General features: G+C 62.2%; 15 protein-coding genes. 5 read left to right on the top strand and 10 right to left on the bottom strand.

Annotated features, from left to right (window positions below; all coding sequences use genetic code 11):
• Positions 1-10: 10 nt before the first annotated feature.
• The 10 genes from Q0844_RS07895 to Q0844_RS07850 form a co-directional block, all read right to left on the bottom strand.
• Positions 11-3,715: a CHRD domain-containing protein gene (locus tag Q0844_RS07895; RefSeq protein WP_299043592.1), complete on the bottom strand. Its 3,705-nt coding sequence runs from the start codon at positions 3,713-3,715 to the stop codon at positions 11-13.
• Positions 3,716-4,091: 376 nt separating this feature from the next.
• Positions 4,092-5,495 (bottom strand): siroheme synthase CysG, encoded by a 1,404-nt coding sequence (cysG, locus tag Q0844_RS07890; RefSeq protein WP_299043590.1) that lies wholly within the window; start codon positions 5,493-5,495, stop codon positions 4,092-4,094.
• 9 nt (positions 5,496-5,504) lie between these two features.
• On the bottom strand, positions 5,505-8,108 hold the full coding sequence (locus Q0844_RS07885; RefSeq protein WP_299043589.1) for a nitrate reductase: 2,604 nt from the start codon (positions 8,106-8,108) through the stop codon (positions 5,505-5,507).
• Positions 8,105-8,440, bottom strand: a complete 336-nt coding sequence (gene nirD, locus Q0844_RS07880) for a nitrite reductase small subunit NirD (protein ID WP_299043587.1) — start codon at positions 8,438-8,440, stop codon at positions 8,105-8,107. The genes Q0844_RS07885 and nirD overlap by 4 nt, the downstream gene beginning before the upstream one ends.
• Positions 8,437-10,869, bottom strand: a complete 2,433-nt coding sequence (nirB, locus tag Q0844_RS07875; protein ID WP_299043585.1) for a nitrite reductase large subunit NirB — start codon at positions 10,867-10,869, stop codon at positions 8,437-8,439. Before nirB ends, nirD begins: the two co-directional genes overlap by 4 nt.
• A 5-nt stretch (positions 10,870-10,874) precedes the next feature.
• Complete coding sequence (locus Q0844_RS07870; RefSeq protein WP_299043583.1) at positions 10,875-12,569, bottom strand: ABC transporter ATP-binding protein; 1,695 nt, start codon at positions 12,567-12,569, stop codon at positions 10,875-10,877.
• Between the two features lie 5 nt (positions 12,570-12,574).
• The gene (locus Q0844_RS07865) at positions 12,575-13,654 is read right to left on the bottom strand and encodes an ABC transporter permease (RefSeq protein ID WP_299043581.1); all 1,080 of its coding nucleotides are present in this window, start codon (positions 13,652-13,654) and stop codon (positions 12,575-12,577) included.
• Between the two features lie 243 nt (positions 13,655-13,897).
• Complete coding sequence (locus Q0844_RS07860; protein ID WP_299043580.1) at positions 13,898-15,268, bottom strand: CmpA/NrtA family ABC transporter substrate-binding protein; 1,371 nt, start codon at positions 15,266-15,268, stop codon at positions 13,898-13,900.
• Between the two features lie 233 nt (positions 15,269-15,501).
• Complete coding sequence (locus Q0844_RS07855; protein WP_299043579.1) at positions 15,502-16,680, bottom strand: CmpA/NrtA family ABC transporter substrate-binding protein; 1,179 nt, start codon at positions 16,678-16,680, stop codon at positions 15,502-15,504.
• Positions 16,677-17,261, bottom strand: a complete 585-nt coding sequence (locus Q0844_RS07850; protein WP_299043577.1) for an ANTAR domain-containing protein — start codon at positions 17,259-17,261, stop codon at positions 16,677-16,679. Before Q0844_RS07850 ends, Q0844_RS07855 begins: the two co-directional genes overlap by 4 nt.
• Positions 17,262-17,467: 206 nt before the next feature.
• Here Q0844_RS07850 and Q0844_RS07845 point away from each other — a divergent pair, with 206 nt between their 5' ends.
• From Q0844_RS07845 to Q0844_RS07825, 5 genes are all read left to right on the top strand, one after another.
• Positions 17,468-18,673 (top strand): FAD-binding oxidoreductase, encoded by a 1,206-nt coding sequence (locus Q0844_RS07845; protein ID WP_299043575.1) that lies wholly within the window; start codon positions 17,468-17,470, stop codon positions 18,671-18,673.
• 10 nt (positions 18,674-18,683) lie between these two features.
• Positions 18,684-19,523, top strand: coding sequence for an NAD(P)-dependent oxidoreductase (locus tag Q0844_RS07840; protein ID WP_299043573.1), 840 nt, complete (start codon positions 18,684-18,686; stop codon positions 19,521-19,523).
• Position 19,524: 1 nt separating this feature from the next.
• Positions 19,525-20,499 carry a membrane dipeptidase gene (locus Q0844_RS07835; protein ID WP_299043572.1) on the top strand — a complete coding sequence of 325 codons (975 nt, stop codon included), beginning with the start codon at positions 19,525-19,527 and terminating at the stop codon, positions 20,497-20,499.
• Positions 20,500-20,562: 63 nt separating this feature from the next.
• Positions 20,563-21,507, top strand: a complete 945-nt coding sequence (locus Q0844_RS07830) for an NAD(P)-dependent oxidoreductase (RefSeq protein ID WP_299043570.1) — start codon at positions 20,563-20,565, stop codon at positions 21,505-21,507.
• Positions 21,508-21,548: 41 nt separating this feature from the next.
• The gene (locus Q0844_RS07825; protein ID WP_299043568.1) at positions 21,549-22,043 is read left to right on the top strand and encodes a hypothetical protein; all 495 of its coding nucleotides are present in this window, start codon (positions 21,549-21,551) and stop codon (positions 22,041-22,043) included.
• The last annotated feature ends 3 nt before the right edge of the window (positions 22,044-22,046 follow it).

Raw genomic sequence — 22,046 nt, 5'->3', positions numbered from 1 at the left:
GTGTTTAGGATCAGGCGATGAAATCGTCTTCGGTATCGACGCCCGAGACACCTGCCAGAAGGACCGAACCGTTCTGACCAAGGGTCAGCAGAGCGCCTTCATCGGTGGTTTCGACAACCAGTTGGTCGCGGAAGTCCGGGCCGAAGTCGGAGAAGTCCAACCGGTCCACACCGCTTTCGAAGTCGTTTACGGTGTCGTTGCCGAAGAGCCCTTCGAAGGTGAAGGTGTCAGACCCTTCGCCACCGATCAGCACGTCGTCGCCTGCGCCGCCGTTCAGGTTATCGTCACCGTCTTCACCCGAAAGGGTATTGTCGGCGTTCGACCCGATGATGATGTCGCCATCATCCGACCCGATCACGTTCTCGATCGAACTGAGGATGTCGGTTTCGACCACTTCGGCGATCACATCCAGGCCGGACACACCCGTGGGGGCCTGGGCATCGATGGTTGCACCGGCGTCCACAAGCGTGTCCTGCGCGATGGGACCGTTGATCCCGGCAGGCGCATTGTGCAGGTGGATGGCCGACACCACACCCGGCACGGGCGTTTGCAGGTCGGCTTCGTTCAGGCCGGTCACCGTCAGCTCGGAGGAGTAGACGACTTCGCCTGCCTCGTTAAAGCGGATGGTCAACGTGGCCTCGCCGGTGGCTGCGCTGTCGGAGGTCGGCCCAGGTTCCTGAGCGGCATCCAGCGAACCAGCCAGTTCGATCACGCGGTCATGGCCCTGCCCGGTGTCGCTGACAACAAGGAGTTGTCCGCGGATTTCACCACCGGGGAAGTCGGACGTATGGATGTTGTAGTAGAGGTTCCCGGCAAGGGCCTCTGACACAAATCCTGCCGCGTCACCGATGTTGGCCGTGGGTTGCAGCGATGCGCCGACCACCACGTCCTGAACCGAGACGGAAAAGCCGGTTTCCCGGGTCGCGGTACCGTTGCCATTGGCGCCAAGGTTGACGGTGACGGCCACGTCCTGATCCGAGAAGTCGGCCGTATCAATGCCTTCACCACCTTCGATGAAGTCATTGCCCAGACCGCCGACAATCACGTTGTCGCCTTGACCTGCGATCAGCACGTCATCGCCGGCACCGCCGTCGATCACACCGTTGATCTGACCAAGGTCGACGACGATGTCCTGACCTTCGCCCAGCAACACGTTCCCGTTCACCACGCCAGCGTCATCGTTGACAAAGGTCACATCGCCCGCGTCACGCGCGTCAATGGCGTTGACCGTGCCGCTGATTTCACCTTCGTTCAGGATGGCACCCAGCAGGTTGAGGCCGCCGTCGATGCGGATACCTGCGGCGGCATCGCTGTCTGCGGACCCGGCGATGACGCCTTCGTTCTGCACCAGACCGGCAAAGCTTGCGTCTTCCCGGTTGCTGAAGAGCCGCAGGCCGTCGCCCACCTGGTTGCCTTCGGTCGCGTCACCGCGCCCCTGGAACACACCTTCGTTGAAGATGGCCGCCGAAACGACATCCCCCGCAATGTCACCTGTTTGCAGCGACACGGCAGAGCCGTTGTTGCCAAGCCCGGCATCCACGGTCCCGGTGTTGGTGAAGGTGTAGTTGTCAGCGGTCCCATCGGCATAGACGGTGCCGTTGCGCTGATCTCCGGTGCCCAGGATGGCGCCCGAGTTCACGACCTCGAGCCCTTCGCCGTCGATGTTCAGCGCGCGGCTGTCCGACGACACGATGCCCGAGTTCACAAACGAACCGCCCGTGTGATCCCCGGTGCCGAAGTACACACCGTTCTGCACACCCGCGATCACGCCTGCATTGGTCAGCGTGCCCTGGAAGTTGATGCCATTGACCACCCGCACACCGGCAACGGTGCCATTGGCCCCTTCGGACAGGATGGCGCCCGAGTTGGTGATGGTGGCATCTGTCGTGCCGCTGTTGCCAACATTGCCGATCCGCACGCCGTCCCCGGCCAGCGGTGTTCCGGCTGCCGCATTGCCGCGTCCCTGGATAGTGCCCGAGTTGTTCAGTGCAAAGGTGTTGGCACCGTCTTCGGCCCCGCCGATCTCGGCGCCAAAGCCGGAGCCCTGGTTGCCTTGGCCCGCGTCAATCAAGCCGCTGTTCACGACAGCAAAGTCATCTGCCGTACCGTCGGCATAGGCGGTCCCGTTGCGCTGGTCGTCGGTGCCGATGATCGTGCCTGCGTTGTTGACGCTGAGGCCCGTGCCATCGATGTTCAGCGCACGGCTGTCAGACGAGACGACGCCGCCTTCTTCGTTGATGAACACACCGTCAGTGTGATCACCCGTTCCGAAGTAGACACCGTTCTGGACACCGGCAATCAGGCCGGAGTTCGACAGTTCGCCCTGGAAGTTGATGCCATTGACCACCCGCACACCGGCAACCGTGCCATTGGCCCCTTCGGACAGGATGGCGCCCGAGTTGGTGATGGTGGCATCGGTTGTGCCGCTGTTGCCGACATTGCCGATCCGCACGCCGTCCCCGGCCAGCGGTGTTCCGGCTGCCGCATTGCCGCGTCCCTGGATGATACCGTCATTGTCCAGCGCAAAGGTGTTTGCGCCATCCTCGGCCCCGCCGATTTCGGCGCCAAAGCCGGAGCCCTGGTTGCCTTCCCCGGCATCAATCGTCCCGTTGGCGAGGTTCGAGACCGAAAAGTCATCCGCCGTGCCATCGGCATAGACGGTGCCGTTGCGCTGATCGCCGGTGCCCAGGATGTCACCGCCATTTGTCAGATCGACACCTGTACCGTCGATGTTGACCGCGCGGCTGTCCGACTGGATGGTGCCGAAGTTCAGCACGTCAAGGTCATGGTCGCCTTCGCCGATATACAGGCCGTTGCGCACGCCTTCGATCACCCCGGTCGAGGTGTTGAGGATGCGCCCTTCGGCTGACAGACCGTCAGCAATTCGGATACCGCCCGCGGTGCCCTGGTTGCTTTCGGACGAGATCAGGCCGCTGTTGACGATGTCTGTGTCCGATACGGCCCCGTCTGCGCCATTGTTCAGGCGGATACCGTCGCCGGCACCCGGCGTGTCCGATGCTGCCTGGCCACGGCCCTGAATGGTCGCGCCAAAGCCGTTGAACACGGTGTTGGACACCACGTCGCCCGCTTCATCGCCCACCTGGAACGAGAGGCCCGCGCCATCGTTGCCTTCGCCTGCGTCAATCGTGCCGCCGGTGAAGTTCGAAATGCTGACATCTTCCGCCGTTGCGTTGGTGTAGATGGTTCCGTTGCGCTGGTTGCCGGTGCCCACAATGTCGCCGAAGTTGCGGACACTGATACCGTCGCCTTCGATTTCGACCGCGCGGCTGTCGGACGAGATGACGCCGCCACGGAAGTTGTCGAGTGTGCCCGAGCTGTTCGGCCCGCTGAACTCGACTGCGTTCAATTCGCCGGCAATGCTGCCGAAGTTGCGGATGTCGGCGCTTGAGCCGTCCGTCACTTCGATGCCAGTGGCGCCGTCGCCATTGGCCTCGATGCTGCCGGTGCGGAAGTTGAAGACCTGAACGTCGTTCGCCTCGACCGAGACAGCCGAGGGTGCGCCGTTGGTTTCAACGTCGCCAAAGTTCAGGAACCGCGCCAGGTCGTTGTTCAGGACAAAGGCGGGTGTGTTGTCGACAACGGTGCTTTGGAAAAAGCCGTTGGTCAGGGTTTGGCCGTCGCGGACGGTTTCTTGGGCCAGGGTCGACGTGGTCAGCAATCTGGCACGCAGGCTGGCAAGGATCTCGGAAAGCATGGGTGATCTCCGCATGGTTTGGGTTACGGCGGAGATCGGACCGAACCTTGGCCTCTCCGCTCAATCAGCAAATGCAGAGGGGTCTTTGGTATTGAAATTCTTCCTTCGAATGCCCGGTATAAGCGTTGGAAATAGTCACGGGCTTCGTGAAGGTCTCGGAAAAAATACCGAGCAAAAGCAAGGCGCTGTGCCGCATTTCGTCGCTGGTCGGATTTAGTCGCTGGCGCCGGATCACGAATGTGTTTGCGAAGTTTACCGCGGTGGCGCGCCACGGGCGGGCGAATTGCCGGTGATCCGACCGCCGCGCGCGCACTGAACTGCCGCGCGGTCCGACCCCGCACAACGTGTCATCTTGCATGTGATGCGACGATGGGGCCTAGACCGCGACCAGTCGTCTTGGCGCTGCCTGTACCTGTTGCTGCGCGACAGATGCGTCGCGACGGGACAGGAACAGAATGGCGGGGCTTTCGATCCCCGCCTGATCCAGTGCCGCAACCATGTCAGTGGCGTCGCAGCGCAAGATCTTCTGATCGGGGCGCTGCGCGTTGCTGACGGCGGTCAACTCTACCTCATCCAGTATACCCGCGCGCGACAGGCTGTTGGCGATGTCGGGGGCGGCCGCGACGCCCATATAGACGGCCACGTTGCTGCGTCGGGTCAAGTGGGTCACCCAATCCGGTATCCCGTTTCCGTCCGCACAGCGACCGGTTGTCAGGACAAGCGTATCGCTTTTGCCGCGCTCGGTCAGAAAGCCGCCAACCGCGGCCGCTGCTCCGCTTGCGGCGGTCACACCCGGCACGACCTCGTAATCGAGGCCGGCACCCTGCAAGGCCTGGGCTTCTTCCGCGCCGCGGGCAAAGACGCCCGGATCGCCGCATTTCAACCGGACAACGCGCCGCCCTTGCTTGGCTGCGGCCACGATCACGGCGTTGATCTTGTCTTGCGGCCAGGCATGGCACCCCGGCGCCTTGCCCACGAACACACGCTCTGCATCCCGGCGGGCCAGTTCCAGCACGCCCGGGTCAACAAGGCGATCATAGAAAATGACGTCAGCCTCTTGCAGGCGCAGTACGCCGCGCAGCGTGATCAAATCGCTGGCGCCGGGCCCCGCGCCGACCAGCGCGACCGGCGCCGGGGCCGCCGCCGGAACCGCGCCGCTGCGGATGGCGTCCTTGATGGCGCGGGCAACGGGGACGTCGCCATCACGCGCATGCCGGGCGCGCAGCGGGCCATTGAACACCCAACGCCACAGGTCGCGGCGTTGCCCCGGTTCCAACCGCCGGGCCGCATAGTCGCGCAACCGCCCCGCCAGCGCCGCCAGGTCCCCCAAGCGCGGGTCCAGCATACGCTCAAGCGTGGTCTTGATCTGGCGGGCAAGGACGGGAGCCGTGCCTTCGGTTCCAATGGCAACAACCACGGGATCACGGTCTACGATGGCCGGTGTCATCGCGTCACACAGGTCCGGTTGATCCACCACGTTGACCAGCGCGCCCGCGTCCGATGCAACGGCGTGCAAGGCGGCGTCAACGCCCGGACATCCCGTGCCGACAAAGACCAGGGGCGCGCCCCGCAACGCGTCTGCTGTGATCGGGCCGGTCCGGTGCGTGATCCGCCCGGCGTCTGCCAGCGCCTGCAGTTCAACATCGAGACGTGGGGCAAACACCTCGATCCGCGCGTCGGTCTTGAGCATCAGGCGACATTTTTGCGTGGCCTGTTCGGCACCGCCCAGGATCACCACGCGGCGGTCGGTCATCGTCAGGAACATGGGAAAGGTTTTCATGTGCGTATCCTATTCAGCGGCGACGGCCGACGGGGTGTTTGGTATCAGCAATCCGGCCAGTTCCGGCTTGCACGCGCCACAATTGGTGCCTGCGCCGGTGCAGTCCCCCAAGGCCTCGACACTTGTTGCGCCATCGGCCATGGCCCGTTTGAGGGCGTTGAGACCCACGCTCATGCATGCGCAGATTGTCGGGCCCGCGTCCTGCTGAACGCCAGCCGCCCGCCCGGCCAGCACGTCGCCTGCGGCGTTGTCCTGACCCACCGCCGCGATGGCATGGGCGCGCGACAACTGTACGGGATCGGGCGACACAAACAGGGTGGCGACAAGACGGCCCTCCCGGTGGGCCGCTGCACGCGTCATCCCGGTGGTGTCGTCGGAAAACAGGCTGATATCTGCGTCACGGGTATCGACCAGTTCTGCCAGCAGCGTTTCTGCATCCATCGGGGGAGTGTCCCCCGCCAGTTCGGCCTGCCAACCGGTGTCGGTGCGCGCAATGGCGCAATAGGTGCCGGTGGGCCGGATGTCCTGCGCCGCGGCAAGGAAGCCATACCAACGCGCGGCGAACCGTTGGGCTGTCACGCGCCCGGCCTTGAGCGCGGGTTGGCCTGACACCGGATCAGTGCCGGTTTGCACAACTGCATTGATTGTCCCGTGGCGGGTCCGCTGCCGGGTCCAGTGCATGGGGGCAAACAAGGCGTCGCGTGCCACCCGATCGGTGGGCAGCGCCCGCATCACGGCCTGATGTCTGCCATCGCTCAGCACGCACAGCTCTGCCGTTCCGATGCCGAGTTCCGCAGCGGCATCGGGATGTATTTCGACATAGGGTTCGGCCAGATGCGCACCAAGGCGCGCAGATTTGCCCGTCCGGGTCATCGTGTGCCATTGGTCGCGGTTGCGTCCGGTGTTCAGGTGAAACCCCGTTGCCATCCGTCGTGGGGGCGCAACCAGCGGCAGCATGCGCGCCTTGCCATCCGGATGGTAAAACCCCCCGTCGGCAAAGAAGCGGCTCGGACCCTTGCCCGCTGCGGGTACAGGCCATTGCGCGGGTGCAAGCGCCTCGTATTCCGCATCCGTCACGCTGGCGAGCCCGCTGATGTCAAAGTCGCGCCCGAAGTGCCGTGTCGCGGCGGACAGCTGCGCATATTCCCGGAAGATCGCCGCCGGACCGTCATAGGTAAACGCGTCTGCCCACCCCATCGCGGCAGCCACGTCACATATGATTTTCCAGTCGGGCCGCGCCTGCCCGGGCACCGGCAGAAACGGACGCTGCCGCGATATGCGGCGCTCCGAATTGGTGACGGTGCCGCTTTTTTCACCCCACCCCGCGGCAGGAAGGAGCACATCCGCCAGATCGCCCGTATCCGTGCGCGCCATGATGTCGGACACCACGACAAACGGCACGGTCCCGAGCGCGGCAGCGACCCCGTCCGCATCCGGCAGGCTGACGGCTGGATTGGTCGACATCACCCACAGCGCCTTGATCCGGCCATCGGCGCAGGCCCTGAACAGATCGACGGCCTTGAGGCCGGGGGCGTCACAGATCGCCGGGCTGTTCCAGAACGTCTGCACCGCCGCGCGATGATCGGCATTCTCGATATCCAGGTGATTGGCCAGCATGTTGGCCAGCCCGCCCACCTCGCGCCCGCCCATGGCATTGGGCTGTCCGGTCACGGAAAACGGGCCCATCCCGGGCTGCCCAATCCGCCCCGTCGCCAGGTGGCAATTGAGGATCGCGTTCACCTTGTCCGTCCCGCATGTGGACTGGTTCACACCCTGGGAATAGACGGTCACGACCTTCTCCGTCCCCGCCCACATGGAATAGAAGACGGCCAGATCATCGGGCGCGAGGCCGCTGTCGGCAGGATCGGTGGCCTGTGCCGCCGCCATCGCATCCGACAGGTTGGACACATGCGCCGCGACATAGGTCTCGTTGATGCGGCCGGACGCGCCCAGATGCGCCAACAGTCCGTTGAACAGGGCCACATCCCCGTCCGGTGCGACGCGCAGATGCAAATCGGCCAGATGCGATGTTGCCGTGCGACGCGGATCGACGTTGACGACCCGCATTTCAGGACGGGCCGCCTTGGCCGCTGCAATGCGCTGATGCAGAACCGGGTGGCACCACGCGAGGTTTGATCCCACCAGCACAATCAGGTCGGCCTGTTCCAGGTCTTCATAGGTGCCGGGCACCGTGTCCGATCCGAAGGCGCGCTTGTGCGCCGCCACGGAAGATGCCATGCAAAGCCTTGAATTTGTGTCGATATTTGCCGACCCGACAAAGCCCTTCATCAACTTGTTGGCGACATAGTAGTCCTCTGTCAGCAATTGGCCCGACACGTAGAACGCCACCGAGTCCGGGCCATGGTCGCGAATGGCGTCCGCGAACTTTTGTGCCACCAGCCCGGTGGCCGTCTCCCAATCCGTCTCGACACCGTTCACTCTGGGTGACAGCAATCGCCCCTCAAGATCGATGGTTTCGCCCAAGGCCGACCCTTTGGAACAGAGCCGCCCCAAATTCGCCGGGTGCTGCACATCGCCCTTGATGGTGCCATCCGGCGCTGCGATCACCCCACACCCTACGCCGCAGTACGGACAGGTCGTGCAGGTGCTCATGCCGCCGACCGGGCTTGCAGGAATGTCGTATCAAGCAGGATGCGCCCGCCTTCGACACGGGCCGGGTACGTGGCAACCTGCCCCTCGTCATTGCCCTGCACCAGACCGGTCTCAAGCGAGATGACCCAGTTGTGCAGCGGGCACGTCACCGCTGACCCATGCACGATCCCCTCGGCCAACGGCCCCTGCTTGTGCGGGCACGTATTGTCCAGGGCGAAGACCTCATCCGCCGCCGTCCGGAACACGGCCACGCAGCCCGCCCGGGTCTTGACCACACGCGCCCCGCGCTGCGGGATGTCGTCCAAGGCCGCGATATCAATCCAGGTCGTCATTCCGCGGCCTCCAGGGTCAGGTTGGCCACAGGCCGATAAATCGCCGCCTTCTTCGCGGCATGCTCGGCCCAAGGGTCTTTCTGGTAAACCGTCTGGGACAGATCAAAGCGCGCCGCCAGCGCATCGCGCTCTGCCGGGTCGGCAATACGCTCACGTATCCAATCCAGCCCCACCTTGTTCATCCACTTGTAGATGCGGTCGAGGTACTTGGCGTTCTCACGATAGAGCTGCGTCATCGCCTTGATGACGACGATGGTCTCTTCCTCGGTCTCGACGTCGATCAGCCGTTCCACCTCGCGCACATCCATGCCGGCGGCCCCGCCGATGCCCACCTGAAACCCGCTGTCGACACAGACCACGCCAATGTCCTTGCAGGTCGCTTCGGCACAGTTGCGCGGGCAGCCCGACACACCCAGCTTCAGCTTGTGCGGCGTCCACGACCCCCACAGCGCCTTTTCCAGCTTGATCCCCAGACCGGTGGAATCCTGCGTGCCAAACCGGCAATGATCGGTCCCGACACAGGTTTTCACTGTGCGCAGCCCCTTGGAATAGGCATGGCCCGACACCATCCCGGCGTCGTTCAGATCGGCCCAGATGCTTGGCAAATCCTCTCCCTTCACACCCAGCAGGTCGATGCGCTGCCCGCCGGTGACCTTCACCGTCGGCACGTCATATTTGTCGGCGGCATCGGCAATCGCGCGCAACTCGTCCGGCGTGGTGATCCCGCCCCACATGCGCGGAACAACCGAAAAAGTCCCGTCTTTCTGGATATTGGCGTGCTTGCGTTCGTTGATGAAACGCGATTGCGGATCGTCCAGATACTCCAGCGGCCAGTCCGCAATCAGGTAGTAGTTCAGGGCAGGGCGGCACACGTGGCAGCCGTCGCGTGTCTTCCACGCGCATTCCTGCCAGACCGCGTCCATGCTTTTCAGTTCCTGCGACTTGATCATGCGCCGCACGTCTTCATGGGTCATGTCGGTGCAGCCGCAAATGGGCTGCGCGCCCGGCAGAACGAAATCATCGCCCAGCGTGACGGCCAGAACCTGTTCGACCAAACCGGTGCAGGTCCCGCAGGACCCGGATGCCTTGGTCACGGCGCGCACGGCGGTCAGATCGCCCGCGCCCCCTTCGATCGCGTCCACGATGGTGCCTTTGCAAATGCCGTTGCAGCCACAGATTTCCGCATCACGCGGTAAGGCTGCAACGGCTGCTAAAGGGTCCACGGGGGTCCCTCCCTGATAGGCGGGGCCGAAGATGACCGTATCGCGCATGTCCGCGATGTCGGTCTTGTCCCGGATCAGGCCAAAGAACCAGCCCGAGTCCGCCGTATCACCATACATCACCGTACCGACGACCACGTTGTCCTCGATCACCAGCCTTCGATAAACCCCGCGCCCGGGGTCCCTGAACACGATATCCTCGCGGCCCTCCGCATGCGCAAAGTCGCCCGCACTGAACAGATCACAGCCCGTAACTTTCAGCTTGGTGCTGAGTTCCTTCTGCACAAACGCCGCCTCTTCCCCGAGGATCGTCTGCGCCGCCACCTTCGCCTGATCATAAAGCGGGGCGACAAGACCAAAGATCGCGCCGTTATGCTCGACACATTCGCCGACGGCGAGGATGCTTTCATCGGACGTGACCATCTGGTCATCCACATGAATGCCCTTGCCCACGGCCAATCCCGCCTCTTGCGCCAATGCCACGTTGGGGCGAATGCCCACTGCCATCACGAGCAGGTCGCAGGGCAGTTCTGTCCCATCGTCCAGCAGCAGCGCGCGCACCTTGCCGTCGTGCCCAAGGATTTCCTTGGAATTGGCCTGGCACAGCACCGTGATGCCTTTGTCCACCAACGCCTTGCGCAAGAGATAACCCGCCGCCTCGTCCAGCTGACGCTCCATCAGGTGGCCCATGATGTGCACAACCGTCACGTCTACACCGCGCGCGGCCATGCCTGCGGCGGCTTCCAGCCCCAGAAGGCCGCCGCCAATGACCACGACCTTGTTCTGTGGTCCCATCGACATCATCAATTGGGTGTCTTCCAGATCGCGGTAGGCGATCACGCCGTCCAGATCATGGCCGGGCAGGGGGATGATAAAGGGGTTGGACCCCGTGCCAATGATCAGCTTGTCGTAAGGAAGGACATCGCCGTTTTCCGCCGTGACGGTCTTGGCCGCGCGGTCCACCGACGCCACCCGCTCGCCAAAGCGGCAGGTGACACCGTTGGCCTTGTACCAGTCGGCGTCGTGGGTCACGATCTCGTCGTAGGTCTTGTCGCCCGCCAGCACGGGCGACAGCATGATGCGGTTGTAGTTGCCGCGCGGTTCGGCGTTGAACAGGGTCACGTTCACGTCTGCGCCCGCGTCAAACAGGTGCTCCAACGCACGGCCCGAGGCCATGCCGGCACCTATGACAATGATGTCTTGGGTCATCTCTTTCACTCCGCCGCAATGGCTTTGGGTTTCGGGGTGCCGTTGGCAGGTGGCTTGGGCTTGGCCCCGTGTTCGTATTCCTCAAGGAAATCGAGCACATCCTGCCGGTAGCTGTAGTAATCCGGGTGTTCGAGCAGCGCCTTGCGCGTGCGCGGGCGGGGCAGGTCCACATCCACGATCTTGCCGATGGTCGCCTGCGGCCCGTTGGTCATCATCACCACGCGGTCGGCCAGCAAGATCGCCTCGTCGACATCATGCGTGACGCAGATGGCGGTGACCTTGGTGCGCGACCACACCTCCATCAGCACTTCCTGCAATTCCCACCGCGTGAGCGAGTCCAGCATCCCGAACGGTTCATCCAGCAGCAGCAGCTTCGGCGACAGCGCAAACGCCCGCGCAATCCCCACCCGCTGCTTCATGCCGTTCGACAGGCTGGCGGCCTGCTTGTCCATCGCGTCCGCCAGCCCCACCCGCTCCAGATAATACTCCACCACATCCTGCCGCTCAGCCCGCGACGCGCGCGGATAGACCTTGTCCACCCCGATCGCCACGTTCTCCTTCGCGCTCAGCCACGGAAACAGGTTGGGCGACTGGAACACCACCGCGCGTTCGGGGTCCGCCCCCTCCACATGCCGCCCATCCAGCTTGATGGCCCCCTTGGAGATCTCGTTCAGCCCTGCGGCCATCGTCAGCACGGTCGACTTCCCGCAGCCCGAATGGCCAATCAGAGAAATAAACTCGCCCTTGTTGATCTTCAGGTCGAAATCCTCGACGACCGTCAGCGGCCCCTTGGGTGTCGGATACACCTTGTGCAACTGGCTGAAATCCAGGAACCGGCTCTCGATCATGCCCTTCTGCGCATCGGCCACAGCCGACGGCACCCCATGAATGGGGGTCACGTCGGGCAGCAGCTTCGTACCTTCGACCTTGGCCTCGATCCCTACATCCATCAGGTACTTGGTCACATCCGCCCGCAACCGCTTGAACTGATCGTTGTGGTTCATCTCCATCCGGTCCCGTGGGCGGGGGATGGTGACCTTGAACGCGTCACCCAACGTCCCATCGGGGTTCAGGGCGATGATGCGGTCGGCCAGAATAATCGCCTCGTCCACGTCATTGGTGATCAGCACACAGGTCTTCTTGTCCGCCTCCCAGATATGCTCGATCTCGTCCGCCAGATTGGCGCGGGTCAGCGCGTCAAGGGCAGAGAGCGGCTCATCCAGCAGCAAAACCTCCGGGTTCATGGCCAGCGCACGGGCGACGTTCACGCGCTGGCGCATGCCGCCCGACAACTCGGCCGGACGACGCGTGGTCGCATGACCCAAGCCCACCATCTGCACATAGTGGTCCACCTTCGCCGCACGCTCTGCCTTGGGCAGCCCCGGAAAGATTGTATCGACAGCCAGACCAACATTGCCGTTCACCGTCAGCCACGGCATCAGCGAATAGCTCTGAAAGATCACGCCACGCTCCGGTCCCGGACCCGCAACTGGCGCACCCTTGAACAGCACCTCACCCGACGATGGCATCTCCAGACCCGCCATCAGGTTGATCAGGGTCGTCTTGCCGGTCCCCGAAAAGCCAAGCAGAACCAGAAACTCGCCGTCCTCCACGGACAGGGAGATATCGTTCAACACCTCCGTCCGTTCGGTGCCCGCCTCATAATGCTTCGATACGTTCTTGAACTCGATCATGCTCATGGCGCTCACCGGTTGTTCGTGAAGGTGAACATGGACTGGATCGCGTACATCAGACGGTCCAGAAGGAAGCCGATGATGCCGATGGTGAACACGGCCACCATGATCTTGGCGAGGGATTGCGAAGATCCGTTCTGGAACTCGTCCCACACGAACTTGCCCAGACCGGGGTTCTGCGCCAGCATCTCGGCCGCAATCAGCACCATCCAGCCAACGCCCAGCGACAGGCGCAGCCCGGTAAAGATCAGCGGCAGGGCCGAGGGCAGGACCAGCTTGGTGATCTTGGTCCAGGTGTTCATTTTCAGAACCTTCGACACGCTCACCAGATCCTTGTCGATGCTGGCGACCCCAAGGGCCGTGTTGATCAGCGTGGGCCAGAGCGAACACAGGGTTACGGTGATGGCCGATGTCAAAAAGGATTTTGCGAAAAAGCCGTCAGACGCATATGTGGCCGACACAACCATCGTGACGATGGGCAGCCATGCCAGCGGCGAGACAGGTTTGAAAATCTGGATCAGCGGGTTGATGGCCGAATTCACCATGGGGCTCAGACCGGCGGCGATGCCCAGCGGAATGGCAATGGCCGACGCGATGAGAAAGCCAAAGAACACGGTCTGGATCGACGTCCAGATCTGATCGTAATAGGTGGGCTTGCCGGTATAAATGCGGTCCCGCACCCGGTCTTCGCGACCATCGGCAATCAGTTTCGCGTTGCGTTCGTCCTGGCGGACATAGAATGCCGCCTCTTTCTCTTTCTCGCGCAGGGCATCTGCGTGCAGATTGCCCACCTGTTCCCACACCTGCACAGGGCCGGGGATGGCCCCCAGTGACGTCTGCACCGTCGGGGCCAATGTGGCCCACGCAGCCAGAAACAGACCGATTGCCAAAAGCGGCACACCCAGCAGACGCCAGATTTCGCGACCCTGCGCCTTGGGGTTGTCGCCCGCCGCCGCCTTCAACACGGGCGTCAGCCACGACAGGCCCAGAACCTGGAACCATTTGTCAGCGGCATTGATGCGGGTGAATGTCCGCTGCTTGCGATCTTCGCGCGCGGCGGCGTCCAGTTCGGATGGGTCTATGGCGGTCATGTCAGGCTCTCCTGGCGTGTATGCAGTTGGCCTCAGGGCGCGCTGCAAGGCTCGAATTGGCGGATGCTGCGATGCAGCGGTGTACGGGCTGTGCACAGGTTGTGCACACGTGGTGCATGGGGTGTGACAGGGCATTTTGCGGCACTGCGGCGTGCCTGTTTTTTGTGCAGATACCCCGGCGCCAGGGCAGATTTGCTGCGGGGCAGCGTAGGGTGGGCAATCCTGCCCACCCCGTCATGGCGTTCACCCTTCGACCGCGTTGCCGATGACCTTCTGGTCACCCTTCAAACCGATGGGCAGGCTGTCGATATAGGCGTTGGGCGCCTTGCCGTCGTAAGGGATGCCGTCAATGATGTCCTCGGCAGGCGTGGCGGCCTTGAACCCGTCACTGTCCCAGGGGAAATCGGCCTCGTCCGCCAGCCCTTCGTCCACCAGCAGGCGCGCGGCTTCAAGATAGATCTCGGGCTTGTAGACCTTGGCCGCCATGTCGAAATACCACTGATCGGGCTTGGCTTCGGCAATCTGACCCCAGCGGCGCATCTGGGTCAGATACCAAATGGCGTCGGAATAGAACGGGTAGGTCGCGTTGTAGCGGAAGAACACGTTGAAGTCCGGGGCCGGGCGGCGGTCGCCCTTCTCGAACTCGAAGAACCCGGTCATCGAGTTGGCGATCACCTCGTAATCCGCGCCCACATATTCGGACCGGCTCAGGATCTCCACCGCTTCGGGGCGGTTGGCGTTGTCATTCTCGTCCAGCCAGATGGCGGCACGGATCAGCGCCTTGGTGATGGCCTTGGTCGTGTTGGGGTTTTCCTCGGCAAATTCATTGGTGATGCCAAAGACCTTTTCGGGGTTGTTCTTCCACATGTCATAATCGGTGATGACCGGCACGCCGATGCCCTTGAACACGGCCTGCTGGTTCCACGGCTCACCCACGGCATACCCAAATATTGTGCCTGCTTCCATCGTGGCGGGCATTTGTGGGGGTGGCGTGACGCTCAGCAGCACATCGGCACCGATTTGGCCGCTGATGTTTTCGGGGCTGTAAAAGCCCGGCTCCAGCCCACCGGCGGCCAGCCAGTAGCGGATTTCGTAGTTGTGTGTCGAGACGGGAAAGACCATGCCCATGTTGAACGGGATGCCCTGATCCTTGTAGTCCTCGACCACCGGTTTCAGGGCCTCGGCGCTGATCGGGTGTTGCGGGCGACCATCATCCATCAGTGGCACATGGGGCTTCATCTCTTCCCAGATGTCATTGGACACCGTGATGCCGTTGCCGTTCAGGTCCATGGAAAAGGGCGTGATGATGTGCGCCTCGGTACCGTAGCCGATGGTGGCGGCCAGCGGTTGACCGGCCAGCATGTGCGCGCCGTCAAGCTGCCCGTCGATCACACCGTCCAGCAGTACTTTCCAGTTCGCCTGCGCTTCCAGAGTGACAAACAGGCCCTCGTCCTCGAAGTAGCCGTTTTCATAGGCGATGGCCAAGGGCGCCATGTCGGTCAGCTTGATGAAGCCAAACTTCAACTCATCCTTTTCCAGATCCAGCAGCTCGGCGTGGGCCGCCGTGCCAAGCAGGGCAGCCATGGCACCTGCGATTGTTATGAAACGGGTCATCCTGTCGGTCCTTCTGTAACAAAAAAACCGCTCGTTCCACGATGCGCACGGGAGGAGGTGTACGCAGAGGGAACGAGCGGCTTTGCTCTTGATAGAGCCCCCAACTTGGAGGCGGAGGGAAGCGTCATTGCTTCGTTGAACCCAAGGTAGCGGGCCGTTCGTTGAGGCAACAACAGGAAAGTGACGTCAGACCGATAAATCGTGCTGCAATGCAGCATCTGCCTAATTTTTGGTCAGTCCAGCGGCGCAAAATCGAAGGTTTCGCCATCAAAAAAAGCATCCGGCCCAAGAATCATCTCCCCCCGCGTCGACGCAACTGCGACGGGATGGGTGAGGGCGCCTTCGATCTTGGCGGATGCGCCGGGCATATCGAATCCGATTGGACCCAGGTGCGTGCGGTAGCAATCGGGTCGCATCGTCCTTTGCGCGACAGAAATGGCATGCGCACGGTCAAGGTCTGCAAGCCGCGCGATCTCGGCGCCGATCCATGCGGCCTGACTGCGCCACGGGAAGTTGGCGGCGCGGTCGTGGAACCGCAGAAACCCCGGCACATCGACCGGCGCCGCGCCCAAACGCGTTGCAAAACGCCCCATCAGCGCATGATCCAGCGCGGCATGTGGCAGATCAAGATGTGCGCTGCGGGCCAGAATCTCGATCGCGAGGGGGCGGTTCTTGGGCACGTCCAGCCATGCCGCCGCGCGCGCGACGGCGCGCATCAATGCGCCGACCGGTCCGGGGTTGCTTTCGACCCAGTCATGCCGCGCGGCCAACACCTTTTCCGGTGCATGGGCCCAAATGGCGGTGCCCGGCAGCGCCAATTCGCCCACGTTGTTCGCCACAGCGACCGACCCCCAGGGCTCACCAACGCAGAATACGTCAATCTCGTCTGCGGCGACGGCATCTGCCATCAGCGGCGGTGGGGTTGTGATGATATGAATGTCTTCGGGCACCGCATGCCCCGCATGTCCGATCCAGTATTCGAACAGCAATCGATGCATTGAGTACGGAAAGGGAACCCCGACGCGCAGCGGCCGGTCCAATGCGGACAGCAGCGGTCGGACCGTGTCCGTGGGTGCGCAAAAACCACCGGGCCAGCCCTTGGTCCGCATGGCATCCGCCATGGCGTTTGACACACCGATGACGGTGCCATTCACCGACAGCACCATGAGCGCATCAATCCGGGCGGCGGGACCACTCAGGCCAAGCGACATGGCGATGGGCATCGGGGCGAGCATATGGGCCGCGTCCAGATGCCCAAGCGCCAGCAGATCGCGCAATGCTGACCAGGAGGGTTGGCGCAAGAGGTTCAGCGACAGCCCCTCATCCGCAGCAAAGTTCAAATCCTGCGCAACGATAAGCGGCGCGCTGTCGACAAGCGGTACATATCCGCAATTGAGCCGGGTGACAGTCATGTCAGCAGGTCCGATGCGGTCAGCAGAGCCTGTGCAACATCGATGACCTTGCGGTTCTGCGACATGGCGGTTTTGCGCAATAGGGCGTAGGCGTCCTCTTCGGTCACGCCCTTTGCGCGCATGATCATGCCCTTGGCGCGATCCACCGTCTTGCGATCTGCCAGCGCCTGCTTGGCCGCCTCAAGTTCGTTGCGCATCTGGCTCATCATCTGGAAACGGGCAATCGCGGTCTGAAGAACCGGCTTGATGCGTTCGGGCTGTAGTTCGCCCACCACGTAGGCGGACAGGCCCGCCGACACGGCGGCCTGTGTCATCTCGTCATCCGAGCGATCGACAAACATGGCCACGGGTCGTGTCTGTGCTTCGGATGCAACACTGACCTGTTCGAGGACGTCACGGCTGGGATTTGCCAGATCAATAAGGACCAGGTCGGGATCAAGCGCGCCCAGCTTGCGCGCGAGTCCGGTCACGTCGCCCAACACAACGACATCCGTCCATCCGCCTTCCATCAAGGCGTCGATGATGTCGCGCGCCCGGTCCTGGTCTGGTTCAATGACCGCTATTTTCATGTTCTGGCTCACGCTGGATGCGTGCGCGAAGCAGGGCGGCACATCCATGAGGGACGCACAGATTTGCCACGCGCAACCACGGCTTTCTTGTCATGTGTCCCAAGCTGCGGGCGGTGCGCCCAAAAAAGCGGCGAATGATGAACAAGGGTCTGGTGCCGCGTGCAAATCCACCGCACAGTCGTGACCGTCGCATCGGCAAGAACAGCGGGAGAGACCTGGTGAAAACACCGGAATATGACAGCTATGACGTTGTTATCGTCGGCGGTGCCATCATGGGCGCCTCAACTGCGTGGTTCCTGTCAGACAACCCGGATTTTGACGGGCGCGTTCTGGTGGTGGAGCGCGACCAGACTTATTCCGCCTGTTCCACCGCGCACACCAACAGCTGCATGCGCCAGCAATTTTCGACCGAGCTGAATGTACGCATCAGCCAGTTTGCCGCCGATTTCGTGAAGAATATCCGCAGGTACATGGGCGGGGATGATCGCGTGCCGGACCTGAGTATTCGCAGTTTCGGCTATATGTATCTGGCCGATACCGAGGCTTTTGCGGCCACATTGCGCGAGAACATCGGTGTCCAGCACGCAGCTGGCGCGGCAACCCGGTTGTTGACCCCGGAAGAGATCAAGGCCGCTTACCCGTTCTACACTGTCGATGACATCTTGTTGGGCTCGATCAACACGGTGGACGAGGGATATTGGGACGGCGCAGCCGTTTTCGACTGGTGGCGGCGGCAAAGCCGCGAACGCGGTGTCGAGTATGTCGAGAACGAAGTGGTGGCCATGTCGCGCAACGCGTCAGGCACCCGGGTGGAAAGTGTGACCCTGAAAAGCGGCGAAGTGATCGGCTGTGGTCAGGTCGTAAACGCGTCCGGCCCGCGCGCGGCCCGCACGGCGCAGATGGCGGGCATTGACGTGCCGGTCGAACCGCGCAAGCGCTTTTCCTGGGTCTTCAAGGCCGAACAGCCGCTGGAACAGGACCTGCCCCTGACCATCGATCCTTCGGGCGTGCATGTGCGTGAAAATGGCGGTGGCACCTATCAGGCGGGTGGGCATGCAGATGTTGATCCGGCGGTGGACTATGATGATTTCGCCATGGATCACGGCATCTGGGAAAATCATGTCTGGCCTGTACTTGCCACACGCATCCCGCAATTCGAGGCGATCAAGGTGACGAGCGAATGGGCCGGGCACTATTCCATGAACACCTTCGACCACAACGCCATCATGGGTCCGCATCATGAAGTTGGAAACTTCATTTTCCTCAACGGGTTCTCTGGTCACGGGCTTCAGCAGTCTCCGGCCATGGGGCGCGGTACGGCGGAATGGCTGACTTATGGTGGCTACCGATCTCTGGATTTGACGCCCTTCCATTTTGACCGTCTGGTTGCAGGCAAACCCATCATCGAAAAAGCAGTGATCTGAAGGACTGACCATGAAAAAACTTGTGCTGACAGGGGCCGCAGGTCGCCTCGGCTCGTATCTGCGCGAACCGTTGTCGCAGATGTGCGACACGCTTGTGTCCACGGATATCGCGGACGGGATCGAGACCCTTCTGCCGAACGAAAGTTATGTGCAGGCCGATTTGGCCGATTTCGACGCGATGGAGGCAGTGGTCAAAGGCGCGGACATGGTTGTGCATTTCGGTGCTTTCGTGGACGAGGGTCCGTTCGAGACGCTGCTTGGTCCAAACTTCATCGGATCCTACAACATTTGGGAAGCTGCGCGGCGGCATGGCACCCGGCGCATCGTCTATGCTTCGTCCATCCACGCGGTTGGCATGCATCCCAAGACCGAAGCGATTGGTATCGACGCCGCACACCGTCCCGACGGGTTCTATGGCCTTGCCAAGTGCTTTACCGAGGACCTTGCACGCATGTATTGGGACAAGAACGGGATCGAAGCGGTTTGCCTGCGCATCCTGTCATGCGCCAATGTCACCAACCCGCGCGCGGTTGGGTCGTGGCTAAGCTACGACGACATGATCCATCTGGTCGAGCGGGCCATCGACACGCCCATTGTCGGGTTCTCGATCGTCTATGGTGTGTCCGACAACGACCGTGCCCCCGTAGACAACTCGGGCGCGCGGCATCTGGGCTTTCGGCCAAAGGACAATGCCGAAAAGTTCGCGAAAGAGATTTATGCCAAGGCCGGTCCGTTGGACCCGCAGGACCCTGCCAACATGTGCCATGGGGGCCCTTTCGCCAGCACACCGATCGGCCGGAGCGCAATGATGGCACTGAACCTCGACAAAGACGATTCCGGGAAAAGCTGAGATGCGCATCGACAATCTTCAGTACTGCAACTGGTCGGAAAAGGTGTTCCGCCAGATGCGCGAAGGGGATGTGGATGCGGTGCATGCGACCATTTCGTACCACGAGAACTTTCGCGAGACGGTGCTGAATTTCGAGATGTGGAACCGGTGGTTCGAACAGTATCCGGACCTGATCACCAAGGGGCTTTGGGCCAGCGATATTGATCGGGCGCGGACCGAAGGCAGGACCGCGATCTTCTTCGGGTTTCAGAATCCCAGCCCGATTGAGGATGATATTGGTCTGGTTGAGATCGTGCACACGCTGGGTGCCCGGTTCATGCAACTGACCTACAACAACCAATCGTTGCTTGCGACCGGATGTTACGAGGACGAAGACACCGGCATCACCCGCATGGGCAAACAGGTGATCAAGGAAATGAACCGTGTCGGGCTGGTCGTGGACATGAGCCATTCCGCGGACCGGTCCACAATCGAGGCGGCGGACATGTCCGAGCGGCCAATCGCCATCACGCATGCCAATCCGCATGACTGGCACCCGGCCCTGCGCAACAAACGCGATGACGTGATCCGTGCCGTGACGTCCAACGGCGGGATGATGGGTTTCTCGTTATATCCGCACCACCTCAAGGACGGGTCGAACTGCACGCTGGAGTCGTTTTGCGAGGCGGTGGCCCGGACGGCTGAACGCTATGGTACCGACAAGATCGGGATCGGATCGGACCTGTGTCAGGACCAGCCTGATCGCGTTGTCGAGTGGATGCGCGTGGGCCGCTGGTCCAAAGAGATCGATTACGGCGAAGGTTCTGCCGCGAACCCGGGTTTTCCGCCACAGCCCAGTTGGTTCCGCGACAATCGCGATTTTGGCACCATTGAAGGGGGCCTGCGGGCGACCGGGATGTCCGCCGAAGAGGTGGCAGGCATCATGGGCGGCAACTGGTACCGGTTTTATGCCGAGAATTTTGTCCCTGCGTCGTAAACAAGACGGACAGTGTCGGCCATTCGCCTTTCCTTGGGCCGACACGAACACGGGAGCAGGTCTATGAACATCGGCTTTATCGGTCTGGGCAATGTAGGCGGCAAGCTGTCGGGCAGCTTGATCCGCAACGGTCATAGCGTGGCTGTGCACGATCTGAATGCGGATTTCGTCGCCGCCAAGGTTGCGGACGGTGCGCGGGATGGTGAAAGCCCGGCAGCGCTTATGCAAAGCTGTGATGCCGTCATCACCTGCCTGCCCAGTCCCGCCGCGTCTGCCGCGGTCATGGACGAGATGCTGCCGCATGTCGGTCCTGGCAAGATCTGGATGGAGATGTCCACGACGGATGAGGCCGAGGTCAAACGCATCGGGGCGCAGGTCATCGCGGCTGGAGGTGCGGCGGTGGATTGCCCGGTGTCGGGCGGATGTCACCGCGCGGACACCGGCAACATCAGCATCTTCGCGGGCTGTGACCGTGCCACGTTCGAGCGGATATTGCCCTTGCTGACCACCATGGGACGCCGTGTGTTGCATACCGGTGACCTGGGCAGCGCATCGGTCCTGAAAGTGCTGACGAACTTCCTTGCCACCGCAAATCTGGTCAGCTGTGCTGAGGCGCTGACAGTGGCCAAGGGCGCGGGCATGGACCTGGCCGTGGCATATGAGGCGATGGCGATCAGTTCCGGCACGTCCTTTGTGCACGAAACAGAAAGCCAGGTGATCCTGAACGGCAGTCGCGACATTTCATTCACGATGGACCTCGTGGCCAAGGACATTGGCCTGTTTCAGGATGTTGCGGACAGGGCCGGGGTGCCGCTGGACCTGAACCCCCTGCTGATTTCGCTGTTCGATGATGCGATCAACCGGTTCGGCCCGCGCGAGCTGTCGCCCAACATCATCAAACGCCTTGAAGAAGCGACAGGTCTGGATGTGACTGCCCCCGGATTTCCGGCTGAGATGGTCGATGATGAGCCCGAGGAGCCCGGCGCAGAGGTCATCGTCCGCCGCTGAGCCCTCTTGCCCAGCCCATGACCCCAAGCTAAGGGCGAGGCATGCAAGGACTGGATTTCAAAAAGGGCGAGGTCATCGCCACCATTCAAGCGTCGCCCGGGCGGCGCATCCTGGGTATCGGATCGCTGTGGATCCTGTCGCTGATGGTGATCTACGTGGGCATTGTGCGCCCGCCGGCGGTGGGCTGGCAGGTTTTCCTTTTTGTGCTTGGGGGTGGGTCGATCTGGATCGCGGAAAAGATGCGCCGGGCCACGGCCCTCACGCTGGAACTGACGCCTGAAGAACTGCGCGACAGCTCAGGCGCGCTTGTGGCGCGCACCGAAGACATACTCTCCATCGACCGGGGCATGTTTGCGTTCAAACCGTCCAACGGCTTCTTGCTGCGCCTTCAAGCATCGAACGGCCGCGCATGGCGGCCGGGTCTTTGGTGGCGTCTGGGAAACCGTGTTGGTGTTGGTGGTATGACACCCGGTCACCAGGCAAAATTCATGGCCGAGATACTCTCGGCCATGATTGCAGAACGATCGTCAGACTGACGT

Source organism: uncultured Tateyamaria sp. (assembly GCF_947503465.1).
GTDB lineage: Bacteria > Pseudomonadota > Alphaproteobacteria > Rhodobacterales > Rhodobacteraceae > Tateyamaria.
This window is presented reverse-complemented; position numbering and strand designations above follow the sequence as displayed.

What these genes read in the sequence shown, in the direction of transcription:
- Q0844_RS07895 (WP_299043592.1), bottom strand. Translation starts at nt 3,715, where the DNA reads ATGCTTTCCGAGATCCTTGCCAGCCTGCGTGCCAGATTGCTGACCACG.
- cysG (WP_299043590.1), bottom strand. Translation starts at nt 5,495, where the DNA reads ATGAAAACCTTTCCCATGTTCCTGACGATGACCGACCGCCGCGTGGTG.
- Q0844_RS07885 (WP_299043589.1), bottom strand. Translation starts at nt 8,108, where the DNA reads ATGAGCACCTGCACGACCTGTCCGTACTGCGGCGTAGGGTGTGGGGTG.
- nirD (WP_299043587.1), bottom strand. Translation starts at nt 8,440, where the DNA reads ATGACGACCTGGATTGATATCGCGGCCTTGGACGACATCCCGCAGCGC.
- nirB (WP_299043585.1), bottom strand. Translation starts at nt 10,869, where the DNA reads ATGACCCAAGACATCATTGTCATAGGTGCCGGCATGGCCTCGGGCCGT.
- Q0844_RS07870 (WP_299043583.1), bottom strand. Translation starts at nt 12,569, where the DNA reads ATGAGCATGATCGAGTTCAAGAACGTATCGAAGCATTATGAGGCGGGC.
- Q0844_RS07865 (WP_299043581.1), bottom strand. Translation starts at nt 13,654, where the DNA reads ATGACCGCCATAGACCCATCCGAACTGGACGCCGCCGCGCGCGAAGAT.
- Q0844_RS07860 (WP_299043580.1), bottom strand. Translation starts at nt 15,268, where the DNA reads ATGACCCGTTTCATAACAATCGCAGGTGCCATGGCTGCCCTGCTTGGC.
- Q0844_RS07855 (WP_299043579.1), bottom strand. Translation starts at nt 16,680, where the DNA reads ATGACTGTCACCCGGCTCAATTGCGGATATGTACCGCTTGTCGACAGC.
- Q0844_RS07840 (WP_299043573.1), top strand. Translation starts at nt 18,684, where the DNA reads ATGAAAAAACTTGTGCTGACAGGGGCCGCAGGTCGCCTCGGCTCGTAT.
- Q0844_RS07835 (WP_299043572.1), top strand. Translation starts at nt 19,525, where the DNA reads ATGCGCATCGACAATCTTCAGTACTGCAACTGGTCGGAAAAGGTGTTC.
- Q0844_RS07830 (WP_299043570.1), top strand. Translation starts at nt 20,563, where the DNA reads ATGAACATCGGCTTTATCGGTCTGGGCAATGTAGGCGGCAAGCTGTCG.
- Q0844_RS07825 (WP_299043568.1), top strand. Translation starts at nt 21,549, where the DNA reads ATGCAAGGACTGGATTTCAAAAAGGGCGAGGTCATCGCCACCATTCAA.